At 73.2% G+C, this 15,099-nt stretch carries 14 protein-coding genes; 3 read left to right on the top strand and 11 right to left on the bottom strand.

Features of this window, described 5'->3' with window-relative positions; translation table 11 throughout:
• Positions 1–203 precede the first annotated feature (203 nt).
• Positions 204–1,013 carry a polysaccharide deacetylase family protein gene (locus SLINC_RS27320; RefSeq protein WP_067438038.1) on the bottom strand — a complete coding sequence of 270 codons (810 nt, stop codon included), beginning with the start codon at positions 1,011–1,013 and terminating at the stop codon, positions 204–206.
• Positions 1,010–1,933: a polysaccharide deacetylase family protein gene (locus SLINC_RS27315; RefSeq protein ID WP_079164744.1), complete on the bottom strand. Its 924-nt coding sequence runs from the start codon at positions 1,931–1,933 to the stop codon at positions 1,010–1,012. The genes SLINC_RS27320 and SLINC_RS27315 overlap by 4 nt, the downstream gene beginning before the upstream one ends.
• 110 nt (positions 1,934–2,043) lie before the next feature.
• Here SLINC_RS27315 and SLINC_RS27310 point away from each other — a divergent pair, with 110 nt between their 5' ends.
• Positions 2,044–3,219 carry a class I SAM-dependent methyltransferase gene (locus tag SLINC_RS27310; RefSeq protein WP_067438034.1) on the top strand — a complete coding sequence of 392 codons (1,176 nt, stop codon included), beginning with the start codon at positions 2,044–2,046 and terminating at the stop codon, positions 3,217–3,219.
• Here SLINC_RS27310 and SLINC_RS27305 read toward each other — a convergent pair.
• The 6 genes from SLINC_RS27305 to SLINC_RS27280 form a co-directional block, all read right to left on the bottom strand.
• Positions 3,207–4,406, bottom strand: coding sequence for an RNA polymerase sigma factor (locus SLINC_RS27305; protein ID WP_079165169.1), 1,200 nt, complete (start codon positions 4,404–4,406; stop codon positions 3,207–3,209). The two genes, SLINC_RS27310 and SLINC_RS27305, sit on opposite strands and share 13 nt — an antisense overlap.
• Positions 4,407–4,559: 153 nt before the next feature.
• Positions 4,560–4,913, bottom strand: coding sequence for a YciI family protein (locus SLINC_RS27300; protein WP_067438031.1), 354 nt, complete (start codon positions 4,911–4,913; stop codon positions 4,560–4,562).
• Positions 4,914–5,087: 174 nt separating this feature from the next.
• Positions 5,088–6,476, bottom strand: coding sequence for an FG-GAP-like repeat-containing protein (locus SLINC_RS27295; protein ID WP_225988396.1), 1,389 nt, complete (start codon positions 6,474–6,476; stop codon positions 5,088–5,090).
• A 106-nt stretch (positions 6,477–6,582) separates the two neighbouring features.
• Positions 6,583–7,638, bottom strand: coding sequence for an LCP family protein (locus SLINC_RS27290; protein ID WP_067438029.1), 1,056 nt, complete (start codon positions 7,636–7,638; stop codon positions 6,583–6,585).
• 106 nt (positions 7,639–7,744) lie between these two features.
• Complete coding sequence (locus SLINC_RS27285; protein WP_067438026.1) at positions 7,745–9,085, bottom strand: glycoside hydrolase family 10 protein; 1,341 nt, start codon at positions 9,083–9,085, stop codon at positions 7,745–7,747.
• A gap of 82 nt (positions 9,086–9,167) precedes the next feature.
• A complete protein-coding gene (locus SLINC_RS27280; protein WP_067438024.1) occupies positions 9,168–10,217 on the bottom strand; it encodes a LacI family DNA-binding transcriptional regulator in 1,050 nt (349 codons plus the stop codon).
• 121 nt (positions 10,218–10,338) lie between these two features.
• On the opposite strand from SLINC_RS27280, the gene SLINC_RS27275 reads away from it, so the two are divergent.
• Both SLINC_RS27275 and SLINC_RS27270 read left to right on the top strand, forming a co-directional pair.
• The gene (locus SLINC_RS27275) at positions 10,339–12,657 is read left to right on the top strand and encodes a beta-xylosidase/alpha-l-arabinosidase (RefSeq protein ID WP_067438022.1); all 2,319 of its coding nucleotides are present in this window, start codon (positions 10,339–10,341) and stop codon (positions 12,655–12,657) included.
• A 27-nt stretch (positions 12,658–12,684) separates the two neighbouring features.
• Complete coding sequence (locus SLINC_RS27270; protein WP_067438021.1) at positions 12,685–13,230, top strand: hypothetical protein; 546 nt, start codon at positions 12,685–12,687, stop codon at positions 13,228–13,230.
• Here SLINC_RS27270 and SLINC_RS27265 read toward each other — a convergent pair.
• The 3 genes from SLINC_RS27265 to SLINC_RS27255 are packed head-to-tail and all read right to left on the bottom strand — an operon-like array spanning position 13,181 to position 15,058.
• Positions 13,181–13,438, bottom strand: a complete 258-nt coding sequence (locus tag SLINC_RS27265; protein WP_067438019.1) for a hypothetical protein — start codon at positions 13,436–13,438, stop codon at positions 13,181–13,183. The genes SLINC_RS27270 and SLINC_RS27265 overlap by 50 nt on opposite strands.
• A complete protein-coding gene (gene tsaD / locus SLINC_RS27260; protein ID WP_067438017.1) occupies positions 13,435–14,526 on the bottom strand; it encodes a tRNA (adenosine(37)-N6)-threonylcarbamoyltransferase complex transferase subunit TsaD in 1,092 nt (363 codons plus the stop codon). Before tsaD ends, SLINC_RS27265 begins: the two co-directional genes overlap by 4 nt.
• Positions 14,519–15,058 (bottom strand): GNAT family N-acetyltransferase, encoded by a 540-nt coding sequence (locus SLINC_RS27255; RefSeq protein ID WP_067445753.1) that lies wholly within the window; start codon positions 15,056–15,058, stop codon positions 14,519–14,521. Before SLINC_RS27255 ends, tsaD begins: the two co-directional genes overlap by 8 nt.
• Positions 15,059–15,099 lie beyond the last annotated feature (41 nt).

Here is a 15,099-nt window from a genome sequence, read left to right as displayed (position 1 = left end):
CTCGGTCAAGCGGAGTGCCAGTTGCCTGCGGCGCGGCGCGGGGATTCTGTGACCGTGCGTGTGGTCGGCGGCACTGGGGGCTGCCGCCCCCAGACCCCCCGCTTCGGCCCTGAAGGGGCCTCGTCCTCAAGCGTCGGACGGGCTGGAAGTGCCTGGGCCGGCGTTGAAGAGATCGCCCAGGGATCGAGCAGCCCAGCGATCGGTCAGATGTAGTCCTCCAGGCGTCCCACCGTCAGACCCGCCGAATGGATCTTCCGCAGCAGGCGGGTCGTGCGGTCGACCAGGGTCGGGTCCGCCCGGTCCCCCGAGGCCACCGAGACGATGTCGCCGGGGCGGAGTCGGTGCTCGCCGTGGGTGAACGTCACGGTGTCGCTCTCCATCGAGGCCCGCCACAGGACGACGGCGGCGAGGCCGCAGTCGGAGGCCGCGCGGAGGGTCGTGGGGTCGTGGAGGCCGTAGGGCGGGCGGAAGAGGTGGGGGCGGATGCCGAAGCGGGCGCGGAGTTTGTTCTGCTGGCCGCAGATCTCGGCGCGCTGGCCGGCGTAGGGGAGGCCGCGCAGGGCGGGGTGGTCCAGGGTGTGGTTCTGGATGCTCGCGCCGACCGAGCGGAGGCGGGCGAAGTGGCCGTAGCCCGGGCCGACGACGCTGTCCGTGAGGAACATGGTGACCGGGAGCCGCAGGTCGCGGACCATCGCGACGAACCGGGGATCCCGCTCGGCGCCGTCGTCGTAGGTCAGGAAGACGACCCGGTCGGGAGTGGGGACGCGGGTGACCACGGGCAGGGCGCCGAGGGCGGGGCGGGCCGCCGGTTCCGGGGCGGGGCGCAGGGGGGCCGTGAGGCCCCAGCGGCGGTACGGCGGCTGCTCGGCGGCCGGGGCGCCGTGCGAGCCGGTGCGCTGGGGGGCGTGTCCGCCCGGACGCTCGACGGGGCCGGCCGGGGCGCCGGGCCGGGCGCAGCCGCTCAGCAGCACCGCGGCGGCCGCCAGGGCACCCGCCGTCGTCCGCCGCCTCACAGGTAGTCCTCCAGGCGGGCCACGGCGTATCCCTCGGCCGTGACCTTGTCGAGGAACCGGCGGATCATGTCCGGCATCGTGCCCTTCCAGTCGTCCCGGCCCCGGAAGTGGCTGAGGACGATGTCGCCGCGGCGGATCCTGCGGTCCCACTCGCGGTACTCCCAGCGGTCGACGAAGACCTCCTCGTTCCACAGGGGCACGTACCGGATGCCGCAGGCCCGGGCGGCGCGCAGGGTGTCCTCGTTGTAGTTGCCGAAGGGCGGGCGGAAGAGCGCGGGGCGCTTGCCGTAGCGCTTCTCGATGACGTTCTGCATGCCGCAGATCTCGCGCTTCTGACGGCCGTACGACAGCCCTGGCAGGTAGGGGTGACGGAGGGTGTGGTTGTTCAGTACGACCCCCCGGTCCTGCATCTTCTTGAAGTACCCGTAGTCCTCCTTGACCAGGTAGTCGCTGAGGAAGGCGGTGTACGGGACCTTCAGTTCGCTCATCATCCGCAGGAACGCGGGGTCCTTCTCGGCGCCGTCGTCGATGGTGAGGAAGACGACCTTCTGTCTGGTGGGGACCGTGGTGAAGACCGGCGGGAGGCCGGCGTGGTCGTCGACCTCGAAGCCCTTGCGGGTGGTGATCCGCGGGGTGGTGGCCGGGGGCGCCGGCGGTGTCAGCGGCACCCTCTTCAGACCCCACCTCCCGACCGCGGCGACCCGGGCCCGGTGGGTGGCGCCGAGTCCGGTGGCGTAGTGGTCGAGGGCGCGGGCCGGGGGCGCCTTCAGCCGCTCCTGGCCGGCGGCCGGGCGTACGGGGGTGGAACCGTCCTGGGCGCAGCCCGAGGCGAGGGCGGTGAGGGTGAGGACGGCGAGTGCGCCACGGAAGTGCGCCGTGCGATTCACCCGGCTTTTGTCATTTTGTACTACTACTCGCATGGTGCCGGATCCTCGCAGGCGGCCCCCTCGAACCCCGGGTGACACCGCCACCGGAGGCGGACCATCCACCGACTGGCCCACAAGGGGTCGCGCTGGCCCACAATGACCCGGTGAACGACCTCGCTCCCCTCCTCACCCCCGAGGGCCGCGCCCTCCTCGACGCGGTGCGCGGCACCGCCCCCGCCGACGAACTCGCCGTCGCCACCCGACTGCGCCGCGAGCACCCCGCCGGCCTGGTGTCGGCGGCGCTCGGCCAGGCGCGGCTGCGGCAGCGGGCGGAGGCGAAGTTCGGGGCCGAGGACGCCGGGCGGATGTTCTTCACGCCGAACGGCGTCGAGCAGTCGACCCGGGCGAGCGTGGCGGCCTACCGGGCGGAGCGCCTGGGCGAGCTGGGCGTCGCCTCCGTCGCCGACCTGTGCTGCGGGATCGGCGGCGACGCGATCGCGCTGGCGCGGGCCGGGATCCGGGTGCTGGCGGTGGACCGGGACCCGCTCACCGCCGCCGCGGCGCGGGCGAACGCCGACGCGCTCGGACTGGCCGGCCTGATCGAGGTACGGGAGGCGGACGTCACGGACGTGGACACGACCGCGTACGACGCCGTGTTCGTCGATCCGGCCAGGCGCGGCGGACGGGGGCGGATCTTCGATCCGGAGGCGTACTCACCGCCGTTGTCCTGGGCCGTGGAGGCCGCCCGCAAGGCACCGCACGCGGCCCTGAAGGTCGCCCCCGGCATCCCGCACGAGGCCGTGCCCGCCGAGGCCGAGGCCGAGTGGATCTCGGACGGCGGGGACGTCAAGGAGGCGGTGCTGTGGTTCGGCACCCGAACCGCCGCGCCGGGGACCGTCCGGGCGACCCTGCTGCCGGGACCGCGCACACTGCGCGGCCGTGGGCTGCCCGACCCCGAAGTCCGTTCCGTCGGGCGGTACTTGTACGAGCCCGACGGCGCCGTCATCCGGGCCCATCTGGTCGCCGAGGTCGCCGAGGAGCTCGACGGCGGGCTGCTCGACGCCACGATCGCGTACGTCACCTCCGACGAACTGCGGCCGACGCCGTACGCCTCGGCCTACGAGATCACCGACCGGCTTCCCTTCAACGTCAAGAAGTTGAAGGCCCTGCTGCGGGAGCGCGAGGTCGGGATCCTGACCGTGAAGAAGCGGGGGTCGGCGGTGGAGCCGGAGGAGCTGCGGCGCAAGGCGCTGCCCAAGCCGCAGGGGCCGAACGCGGTGACCGTCTTCCTGACGCGGGTCGCCGGGGCGCCGACCATGCTGCTGGGTCACCCGGTCTGAGCCGCCCGGCGCAGCAGGAGGTCCCGTTCGCGCGCGTTGCGGGTGAGCGTCGCCGCCCGTTCGAACTCGGCGCGGGCCTCCGCCGTACGCCCCAGCCGCAGCAGCAGGTCGCCGCGCACGCTCGGCAGCAGGTGGTAGTCGCGCAGGGCCGGTTCGGCGGCCAGCGCGTCCACGATCTCCAGCGCGGGCCGGGGACCCTCGGCCATCGAGACGGCCACCGCGCGGTTGAGTTCGACGACCGGGGAGGGGGCGCGGGCGGCGAGGAGGCCGTAGAGGGTGGCGATGCGGGGCCAGTCGGTGTCCTCGTAGGTGTGGGCGGTCGCGTGGCAGGCGGCGATGGCGGCCTGGAGGGCGTACGGGCCCGGGGCGCCCGCTGCATGGGCCCGGTCCAGTGCGGCGATGCCGCGGATGATGAGCATGCGGTTCCAGCGGCTGCGGTTCTGGTCCTTGAGGAGGACCGGTTCGCCGGAAGGGCCGGTGCGGGCGGCCGCGCGGGACGTCTGGAACTCCAGCAGGGCGGTGAGGGCGTGGACTTCGGGCTCTTTGGGCATCAGGGCGGACAGCACGCGGGCCAGTCGGAGGGCGTCCTCGCACAGGGACGGGCGCAGCCAGTCGTCGCCGGCCGTGGCGGCGTACCCCTCGTTGAAGATCAGGTAGATGACGTCGAGGACGGAACCCAGGCGGGCCTCGCGGTCGGAGCCGTAGGGCACCTCGAAGTCGACGTTCCTGGTGGCCAGGGTGCGTTTGGCGCGGACGATCCGCTGGGCGACCGTCGGTTCCGGGACGAGGAAGGCGCGGGCGATCTCGGCCGTGGTCAGACCGCCGAGGAGGCGGAGGGTGAGGGCGGTGCGGGCCTCGGCGGACAGGACCGGATGGCAGGCGGTGAAGACCAGCCTCAGCAGGTCGTCGTCGATGTCGTCGGGGTCGGCGGGCTCCTCCGGCGGGGCCACCGCCGACAGGTCGCGGCCGATCTCGGCGAGCTTGCGGGCGTAGTTCTCCCGGCGGCGGATCAGATCGACGGCCCGGTGCCGGGCGGTGGCCGTCAGCCAGGCGCCCGGGTTGTCGGGCACCCCCTCGCGCGGCCACTGCTCCAGGGCCGCGACCAGGGCGTCCTGGGCCAGCTCCTCGGCGATGCCGACGTCCCGGACGATCCTGGCGACGCCGGCGATGATGCGCGGGGACTCCATCCGGAAGACCGTCTCGACGGTTCCGCGCGGGTCGGTGGTGGAGGGCTGTGGGCTCACAACCCCCCATGCAACACCCGGGACGGCTCAGGGCCAAGGAGACTCAGGTACTGGACCCGAAGGAGACTCGGGTACTGGACCCGGGCACTCGGGCTCTCAGCCCTCGGCGATCTCCCGCACCTCGCAGGTCACGGTCCAGTGGTCCTCGTGGACCTTCAGGAACCGCTTGGTCCACTCGATCGCCTCGGCCCTGTCCTTGCACTGGACGATCGAGTAGCCGCCGATGACCTCCTTGGCCTCGGTGAACGGCCCGTCCGTGACCGACAGCCGCCCGTCCTCCCAGTGCACCCGCGTGCCCTCCGAGGTGGGCGTCAGACCGGCGGTGTCGAGCATGACGCCGGCCTTGGTCATCTCCTCGATCAGCTCCCCCATCCGCTGCATCAGCTCCGAGCTCGGGCCCTGCGCGGCAGCCTTCTCCTCGACCTTCACGAGCGACAGATAACGCGGCATGGTGACTCCTCGTGTCCTGCGGGGCGGGTCCTTCCCGGCCTTTCACCCCTGCGTCGATCGGGAGGCGGCCGGATCGACAGGCACGGCGGATTTCTCCGAGGTTTTTTCCGTGGGGCGCTTTTTCGCCCGGCGCCCGGAGCCCGGGCCCGGGCGCCCGGCGCCCGGAGCCGGCGGCTACCTCACCACCGCGCCGAACAGCGCCTTCGCGTACGGCGCCCCCACCGTCCTCGCGTCCACGACGAGGGCCGCGTCCGTCACCACTCCCGTCGGGCGTCCCCGCAGCACCCAGGCGCGGCCGTTGCCGGAGTCCTCGCCGGGCGCGGACGCCGTGAGGTCGGCGTGGCCGTTGCCGTTGATGTCGAGGAGGCGGACGGCACCTCCGAAGCCGTCGCCGGGTTCGGAGGTGCCGGTCACGCCCTTGGTGTCCTGGGTCAGGAGCTGGGCGCCGGTGCCGGTCGGGCCGGTGCGGCTGCCGCGCAGGAGGGTGACCGCGCCGGCGCCGTCGTCGTAGCCGAGTTCCTCGCCGGGCGCGCCGACGGCCAGGTCGTCGATGCCGTCGCCGGTGACGTCGCCGGCGGACAGGTCAGCGCCGAAGTAGTCGCCGGTCTCGGCCGTTCCCGGTACTCCGGGGGTGTCCTGGGTGTACGTCTTCCAGGCGGAGCGTGGCTTGAGGCCTGCGGCCGAGCCCGGGGCGACCGTGATCTTCCCGCGGTCGGCGGTGGCGCCGACGGCGAGGTCGTCGTATCCGTCGCCATTGAGGTCGCCGAAGGCGAACCCGCCGTCGCCGCCGGGGAAGTCGGCCGCCGTGAGGCCCCGGGCGGTGGCGAGATAGAACCGGGTGCCGAAGGCGCCCTCGCCGAGGTAGGTCTTCAGCACGAGGTCGTCGCGGCCGTCGGCGTTCACGTCTCCGACGGCGCCGTCCCACACGTCCTGGTACCGGAGGTGTTCGGCGTCGAGCCCGCTCGTGCGGGCCGGGGTGCCCGAGCGGGAGACGGGGCCCGTCCACACGGTGGCGGTGGTGCCCAGGGGGTCGTCGCCCGGGGAGCGGCCCCCGGCGAACAGGGCCAGGTCCAGCCTGCCGTCGCCGTCGAAGTCACCGGTCCGGGTGGCGGCGGCGGGCACCGACGTGCCGCCGGTGAGCCCGCGGGGGCCGCCCCATACGACGACCGCCCGGGCCTTGCCCCCGCTGGTCCCGACGACCAGCTCCGCGCGTCCGTCGCCGTCCAGGTCGCCCTTGGACAGCTGGAGGCCGAACTGCTCGCTCGTGGCGGGGCTGCCCGGGATGCCGGTCGTGGCGCGGCTGATGACGGTCCGTCGGTCGGCGGAGACGCCGTGCGGGCCGCCGTACAGGACGACGACATGGCCCGCCCGGGTCTGCCCGCCCACCGTGGCTCTCGGGGCGCCGAGGGCGAGGTCCTGGTAGCCGTCGCCGTCGAAGTCGTCACGGACGGGGGCGAGGACGGTCCTCCCCGCGCGGTCCGTGTCCGGCAGGTCCGGCGGGACCGCCCCCAGCACGAGCAGGCCCGCGAGGAGCGGAACTCCCCACGGGACATGCGAGCGCAAGGACGGATACGAACGAAGGGACAACACCAGGACCCCCCAGCCTCAAGACGGCGACACCCTCACCACCCGAGACCCACGACCCGCCGTGGGGGTTGTACCGGCACGGTCACCTCAGCGATTCCCACAGTTCACGCGCCTCCGGCTCCTCGGCCACCACCCGGTTGGGATCGGAGGGCGCCGGCACCACCGGCATCGTCACCGTCGTCACCTCGTCCGCCGACAGCCCGCGCAGCGACTCGCCCAGCTCCATCAGCTCGCCGAGCGAGTCGAGGCCGGTGTCGGTGGTGAGGCTGGTGGTGACCGCGTCGGCGACGGAGTACAGCTCGGTGGGATCGGAGAGCAGGTTCGTCGCGGAGATCCGCTCCAGCAGGGCCTTCACCAGCGTCTGCTGGAGGCCTATGCGGCCGAGGTCGCTGCCGTCGCCTATGCCGTGCCGGGTGCGGGCCAGGGCGAGGGCCTGGGTGCCGTTCAGTTCGTGCGTGCCGGCCTCCAGCTTCAGATGGCTGTCGACGTCGTCGATGTCCTGGTCCGTGGTGACGGTGACCCCGCCGAGCGCGTCGACCAGTCCCGCGAAGCCCGCGAAGTCGATCTCGATGTAGTGGTCCATCCGGACACCGGTGATCGACTCGACGGTCTTGACCGCGCACACGGCCCCGCCCACCGAGTACGCGCTGTTGAACATCGCGCCGTAGGACTCCCGCGTGCTGCCCCCGGAGGACGTCGGGCAGGACGGGCGGGTGACGAGGGTGTCGCGCGGGATGCTGACCACCGTCGCCCTGGTCCGGCCGGCGTCGAGGTGGACCACCATCGCCGTGTCGGAGCGGGCGCCCTCGCTGTCGCCGCCGCCGAGCGCCTGGTTCTCCTCGCCGCTGCGCGTGTCCGAGCCCAGCACCAGGATGTTCAGGGATCCGCTGGGCAGCGGGGAGGCGGACGCGGTGCCGGACGGAGTCGGTGTCGTCATCGCCTTCGGCGGGCGGTTGTCGCCGAGCGCGCCGTTGATGTCGACGCTCTTGATGTTGCTGTTGAGGTGCCAGTAGGCCCAGCCCGCCGCGGCGATGCCGAGCACCAGAGCGCCCGCGAGAGTGAGGCCGGCGGCCTTCAGTACGCCCGACCGCCGGCCCGCTCGTCTGCCGTCGTCCCCGTTCGTGTTGTCTCCCGTCACGATCAGGAACGTACGTCCGAATTATTACGGCCAGCGATGCCAGACCGGCCTTTCTTCGGAAATTCTCAGACTTCTCGCCTTGAAGGGATCATTCCGCTACCGAACGTCATCCGAGCGTGACCGTGGGTGCCGGGTTGCTCCCGCTCCACGAGCCGTTGAACCCGAACGTCACCGAACCGCCGTCGGGCACCGTCCCGTTGTAGGGGGCGTTGGAGCAACTGACCGTCGCCCCCGACTGGGTACAGGTCGCGTTCCAGGCCTGGGTGACGCGCTGGCCCGCGCCGAAGGTCCAGTCGGCCTTCCAGGACGACAGTGCGGCCCCCGAGCAGGCGATCCGCACCTGTCCCGTGAATCCGGTGCTCCACTGGCTGGTCACGCTGTAGGCCGCGGTGCACGCGCCCGTCGGCGGGGCCGTCGTCCCTCCGAGGGCTTCGTGGATCGCGCGGTACGCCGGTTTCGGCGCGTAGTTCTCGTCGTACGGCGTCGCCGCGCCCTGGCCCGGGAAGGTGTCCGGGATCCAGGAGTCGGAGTCGGTGAAGCCCCAGACGGTGGCGCCGGTGCAGCGGGAGACCGCGAGACAGGCGTTCATGACGGCCTTGTAGTCGGCGGCCTGCTGGGCCAGCTTGGCGGTGTCCGGCGGGAGTTGCATACGGATGTCCAGCTCGGTGATCGCCACGTCCAGGCCCAGGTCGGCGAAGCGCTGGATGTTCTGCTGCAGGGTCGAGGGCACCTGGCCGAGGATGAGGTGCGCCTGGAGGCCGACCCCGTCGATCGGGACACCGCGCGCCTTCAGATCCCTGACCAGGTTGTACAGGGCGGTGCTCTTGGCGTTGACGCCCTCGACGTTGTAGTCGTTGATGTACAGCTTCGCGTCCGGGTCGGCGGCGCGGGCCGCGGTCAGGGCCTGGGCGATGTAGTCGACGCCGAGGCCGTTGTACCAGAGGGTCTGGCGGTAGCTGCCGTCCTCGTTGAACGGCTCGTTGACCACGTCCCAGGCGGCGACGCGGCCCTTGTAACGGCCGGCCTCCAGGGCGATGTGGTCGTTCATCAGCCGACTCAGCTGCGCCGGCGTCCAGGTGCCGTTCGTCAGCCAGTTCGGGTTCTGGCTGTGCCAGACCAGGGTGTGGCCGCGCACCTCCTGGCCGTGGGCCTCGGCGAAGTCGACGATCCGGTCCGCCTCGGCCCAGTCGAAGCTGCCCCGGGCCGGCTCGACCGACCCCCACTTCATGGCGTTGCCCGGGGTGAGCCAGTTGAACTGGGCCCCGGCGATCTCGCCGTAGGTCCCGGTGAGTCTGGAGCCGGTGACCGCCGTGCCGATGACCTTGCCCTTGGCGTCGGCGAGGTCGCGCAGGGGTGGGTCGGCGGCGTGCGCGGACGGTGCCGTGACCAGTGCGACGAGGCAGGCGACCAGGGTCGCCAGGGACGAGCCGGATCTCGGAAATCTCATTGCGGGTGCCTCCGAAAGTTTCGGCTGTGCATCCGATTGACTTCGGAGGAGTGTGGGCGCACCCGCCCCACCCGTCAACACATCAGCTTCCGGCCGCGGCCGTACTGCTGCGCACCACCAGGCTCGTCGCCAGCTCCACCCGGGTCGCCGCCGGCGGCTGCCGCTCGCGCCCGAGGTCGAGGACCAGCCTCGCGGCCGCCTCGGCCATCTCGGTCAGCGGCTGCCGTACGGTCGTCAGCGGCGGCCCCACCCAGGGCGCCACCGGCAGGTCGTCGAAGCCGACCACGCTGAGGTCCTCCGGGATCCTCAGGCCCAGCTCGCGCGCGGCCTCGTACAGACCGAGCGCCTGGAGGTCGTTGAGGGCGAAGACGGCGGTGGGCCGGTCGGGCCGGCGCAGCAGTTCCAGGCCCTGCCGGTAGCCGGCCTCGTGATGGAAGTCACCGGGTCTGACCAGCTCGGGGTCGACGGGCAGCCCGGCGGTCTCCAGCGCGGCCCGGTAGCCGTCGATCCGGGCCCGGCTGCACATCATCCGGGAGGGGCCGCTGATCGCGCCGATCCTGCGGTGCCCGAGCTCGATCAGATGCCGGGTGGCGGCGAGCCCGCCCTGCCAGTTGGTGGCGCCGATGGAGGGCACGTCGGCGCCCGGGTCACCGGCCGGGTCCATCACCACGAAGGGGATCGACCGGCTGTTGAGGAGCGCGCGCTGGGACTCGTCGAGCCCGGACAGCACGAGGATCACGCCGTGCGGACGACGGGCGGCGACCTGGTCGGCCCAGGTCCGGCCGGGTGTGAGGCGCCCGGCGCTCTCACTCAGCACCACGCTCAGCCCGGTGTCCCTGGCCACGTTCTCCACGCCCCGGATGACCTCCATCGCCCACGCGCTCTCCAGCTCGTGGAAGACCAGGTCGATCAGGGGCGAGCGGCTGGCCTCGGCGCGGCGGCGCCGGTAGCCGTGGGCGCGCAGCAGTTCCTCCACGCGCGTGCGGGTCGAGGGGGCGACGTCGGCACGGCCGTTGAGGACCTTCGAAACTGTCGGCGCCGAAACGCCGGCCTCGCGGGCGATCTCGGCCAGCGTGGCGGTCTGCGCGGACCGCCCTGCCGTCCGGGTTTCAGCGGGCTCCGGGGGTGTCATGGCGGCGATCGTATCCCTGCGCGACCTCTTGACGAACCCTTCCGACCGCCCTAGGTTCCCAAAACATTCGAATGGCGTCTCGAAACATTCGCGAGAGGGCTATCACCCCGACAGGAGTTTCATGACCACCGCGCCCTGGCGTGACCCCGCCCTGCCCGCCGCCACCCGCGTCGACGACCTCCTCTCCCGGATGACCCTGGAGGAGAAGACCGCCCAGCTCTACGGCGTGTGGGTGGGCGCCAGCACCACAGAGGGCGGTGAAGTCGCGCCCCTCCAGCGCGAGATGGCCGCCGACTTCTCCGACGACGACTGGGCCGAGCTGATCACCCACGGCCTGGGCCAGCTCACCCGCCCCTTCGGGACCGCCCCGGTGGACCCGGCGCTGGGCGCGCAGGCACTGGCCCGCGCCCAGCGCCGTATCATCGCGGCCGGCCGCTTCGGCATCCCGGCGCTGGCCCACGAGGAGTGCCTGGCCGGCTTCACCGCCTGGCGGGCGACGGCCTACCCGGTCCCGCTGGCCTGGGGCGCGACCTTCGACCCGGACCTGGTCGAGGAGATGGCCCGGCGGATCGGCCAGGACCTGCGCTCGGTCGGCGTGCACCAGGGACTCGCCCCGGTCCTGGACGTCGTACGCGATCCGCGCTGGGGCCGGGTCGAGGAGACCATCGGCGAGGACCCGTATCTGGTCGGCACGGTGGGCGCCGCCTATGTGCGCGGTCTGGAGTCGGCCGGGATCGTCGCCACGCTCAAGCACTTCGCCGGGTACGCGGCCTCGGCCGGCGCCCGCAACCAGGCGCCGGTGCGGGCGGGGGTGCGGGAGTTCGCGGACATCACCCTGCCGCCGTTCGAGCTGGCCCTGCGCGAGGGCCGCGCCCGCTCGGTGATGGCCGCCTACACCGACACCGACGGCGTCCCGGCCTCGGCGGACCCGGGCCTGCTGACCGAACTCCTGCGTGACAGCTGGGGGTTCACCGGCACGGTGGTCGCCGACTACTTCGGCATCGGCTTCCTCCAGACCCAGCACCGGGTCGCGGGCAGCGAGGCTCAGGCCGCGCACGTGGCCCTGACGGCGGGCGTCGACGTCGAGCTGCCGACCCTGAAGTGCTACGGCCGGCCCCTCCTCGACGCGGTCCGGGCGGGCGAGGTGCCCGAGTCCCTGATCGACCGGGCGGCCCGCCGCGTACTGCTCCAGAAGTGCGAGCTGGGCCTCCTGGACGAGGGCTGGGAGCCCGAACCGGCCACCCGGATCAACCTGGACTCGGCGGCGAACCGGGCGCTGGCCGGCCGGCTGGCCGAGGAGTCGGTGGTCCTGCTGGACAACCCCGACGGTCTGCTGCCGCTGGCCCCGGACACCCGGATCGCCGTCGTCGGACCGCGCGCCGCCGACGCCCTGGCCATGCTGGGCTGCTACTCCTTCCCGTCCCATGTCCTGCCGCACCATCCCGAGGTGGCGATGGGCATCGAGATCCCGACCGTGCTCCAGGCGCTGCGGGCCGAACTCCCGGACGCCAAGGTCACGTTCGCGGAGGGCTGCGGGGTGTCCGACCCGGACACCGCCGGCTTCGAGGAGGCGGTGGCGCGGACCGCCGAGGCGGACGTGTGCGTGGCTGTCCTCGGCGACCGGGCGGGCCTGTTCGGCCGCGGCACCTCGGGCGAGGGCTGCGACGCCACCGACCTGCGACTGCCGGGCGTCCAGGCCGAGTTGCTGGACACGCTGGTGGCGACCGGCGTCCCGGTGATCCTCGTCCTGCTCACCGGACGCCCCTACGCGCTCGGCCGCTGGGACGGCCGCCTCGGCGCGGTCGTCCAGGCCTTCTTCCCGGGGGAGGAGGGCGGCCCGGCGGTGGCGGGAGTCCTGTCGGGCCGCGTCAACCCCTCCGGCCGTCTCCCCGTGAGCGTCCCCCAGCTCCCCGGCGGCCAGCCCTGGACCTACCTCCAGCCCCCGCTGGGCCTGCGCGTCGAGGTCAGCAACCTGGACCCGACCCCGCTGTACCCCTTCGGACACGGCCGCTCCTACACCGGGTTCGACTGGGCGGACTTCGAGGGCACAGCACCGGAGATCACCACCGACGGCTCCTACGACCTGTCCCTGACGGTCCGCAACACGGGCGAGCGCGCGGGCGCCGAGGTCGTCCAGCTCTATCTGCACGACCCGGTGGCCACCGTCACCCGGCCCGACGTACGCCTGATCGGCTACCAGCGGCTGGAGCTGGAGCCCGGGGCGGCCCGCCGGGTCACCTTCCGGTTCCACGCGGACCTTTCGGCCTTCACCGACCGTTCCGGTCGCAGGGTGGTCGAACCGGGCGCGCTGGAACTACGGTTGGCGGTGTCCAGCGCGGACGTACGGCACACGGCCCGGCTCGACCTGACGGGCCCGGTACGGGAAGTGGGCCCGGACCGCCGGCTGCGCTGCGAGACGGAGGTGTCGGGGGTGGGGTGACCCGGCACCGGACGCACGGGGGGTGCGATGGTCCGGCAGGTTCACGATCAACTGGGGTGCGCGCTGTCGTCGGTGGCGGCCGCCGCCGTCGGCCTGGCGGTGGCGTCCGCCGCCGTCGGCCTGGCGGTGGCGTCCGCCGTCCGCGACGCGCCGAGGCCCTCTCCGGGCGACTACGTCGTGGCCCTGATCGTCACGGCGGTGTGGGCGCTGCTGAAGTCCACGCGGCTCAAGGGCATCGGCATGCTCACGGGCCTGGACGCCGCACCGCCCCTGCCGGAACCGGCCCCCGCCGTCGCGCCCCCGCGCCGCAGCCTTGTCCAGGTGCGCGTGTTCGTCCCGTACCTGGCCGTCGGACTCGCCCTGGCCCTGCTGTTCGACCCGTGGTGGGCCCTGCTCCCGCTGATCGGCGCGGCCGACTGGCTGACCGACGCGCTCGTCTCCGCCCGCTGGGAACACCGTCACGGCCGCCTGCTGTGGCGGGAGCACACGCCGGACGAGCCCGGCCGGCTCGCCCACACCCCGCTCAGCGGTCCGCGACCGCCTCGAACCGCCACCGGTGCACCGCCCGCATGACCAACTCCCCGTCCGGTTCGGGAAGTTCGGGCAGCTCGGCGTCGTGGTCCGCGTCCCACCAGGTGATGACGAGCACCCGGTCCTGCGGCCCCCGGAAGGTCTCCCGGCGCAGCGGCGCGGGCGCGAGCTCCCGCTCCCGGGCCCAGGCCAGCAGGTCCTCGCCCCGGCCCTCGCGGGCCCGGGCCTCCCACATCAGGGCGACCGTCACGGGTACAGGTTCTCCTTGCTGACCTCGTGCACATGGTCGTGGTCGGGTCCGGGCACGTGCGGTTCCGTCACCGGCAGCGAGGAGTCCGCCGAGAGGTCCCAGGCGGACGCGGGCCGGCCACGGGCGACCATCTCGGCGCCCAGGGCGGCCACCATCGCGCCGTTGTCGGTGCACAGCTTGGGCCGCGGCACCCGCAGGCGGATCCCGGCCGCCTCGCAGCGCTCCTGGGCCAGGGCCCGCAGGCGGGAGTTGGCGGCCACACCGCCGCCGATCATCAGGTGGTCGACGCCCTCGTCCTTGCAGGCCCGCACGGCCTTGCGGGTGAGCACGTCCACGACCGCCTCCTGGAACGAGGCCGCCACATCGCGCACCGGCACCTCCTCCCCCGCCGCCCGCTTCGCCTCGATCCAGCGGGCCACGGCCGTCTTCAGCCCCGAGAAGGAGAAGTCGTACGCCGGGTCGCGCGGCCCGGTCAGCCCGCGCGGGAAGGCGATCGCCGCCGGGTCGCCCTCGCGCGCGTACCGGTCGATGACCGGGCCGCCGGGGAAGCCCAGGTTCAGCACCCGCGCGATCTTGTCGAAGGCCTCGCCGGCCGCGTCGTCGATGGTCGAGCCCATCGGCCGGACGTCGGAGGTGATGTCGCTGGACAGCAGCAGCGAGGAGTGCCCGCCGGACACCAGCAGCGCCATCGTCGGCTCCGGCAGCGGGCCGTGCTCCAGCTGGTCCACGCAGATGTGGGAGGCGAGGTGGTTGACGCCGTAGAGCGGCTTGCCGAGGGCGTAGGCGTACGCCTTGGCCGCGGAGACGCCGACGAGCAGGGCGCCGGCGAGACCCGGCCCCGCGGTGACCGCGATGCCGTCCAGGTCCTTCGCGCTCACCCCCGCCTCCTTCAGCGCGCGCTCGACGGTCGGCACCATCGCCTCCAGGTGCGCGCGGGAGGCGACCTCCGGCACGACCCCGCCGAACCGGGCGTGCTCGTCGACGCTGGAGGCGATGGCGTCGGCCAGCAGGGTGGTGCCGTGCACGATGCCGACGCCGGTCTCGTCGCAGGAGGTCTCGATGCCGAGGACGAGGGGTTGGTCAGCCATTGATCTCGGTTCCTTGTGCGTTCACGGAGGTGGCCGGGTCGGTGAGGCGCATCACCAGGGCGTCCACGTTGCCCGGCTGGTAGTAGCCGCGGCGGAACCCGATGGCCTCGAAGCCGAAGCGCTCGTACAGCTTCTGGGCGCGGACGTTGTCGACCCGGCACTCCAGCATCACTTCGGCGCAGTCGAACTCGGTGGCGGCCCGCAGCAGTTCGGTCAGCAGCCGCGCGCCGAGGCCGGTGCCCCAGTGGTCCTGCGCGACGGCGATCGTCTGGACGTCGGCGCCCGCGGTGGGGTTCCCGTCGGGCGCGGGGTCACCGTCGGACGCGGAGCCGCCGTCGCCGGCGGTTCCGGCGGAGGCCAGTCCCGCGTATCCCACGACCCTCTCGCCCGCCTCGGCCACGAGGTAGCGCCGGGTCGCCCCCGGTCCGCGGGAGTGGGCCAGTTCCGACCAGAACATGCCCCGGGACCAGGCGTCCTCGGGGAACAGCGCCTTCTCCAGCTCCAGCACGGGGTCGATGTCCCACCAGCGCATCTCGCGCAGTCGAGGAGTCACGCTGTTGGTGTTGGCGTCGG

This window comes from Streptomyces lincolnensis, assembly GCF_001685355.1.
In the GTDB taxonomy this organism is placed as follows: Bacteria; Actinomycetota; Actinomycetes; order Streptomycetales; family Streptomycetaceae; genus Streptomyces; species Streptomyces lincolnensis.
The sequence above is the reverse complement of the archived record's forward strand: the minus strand, read 5'-3'. Positions and strand labels throughout refer to the sequence as shown.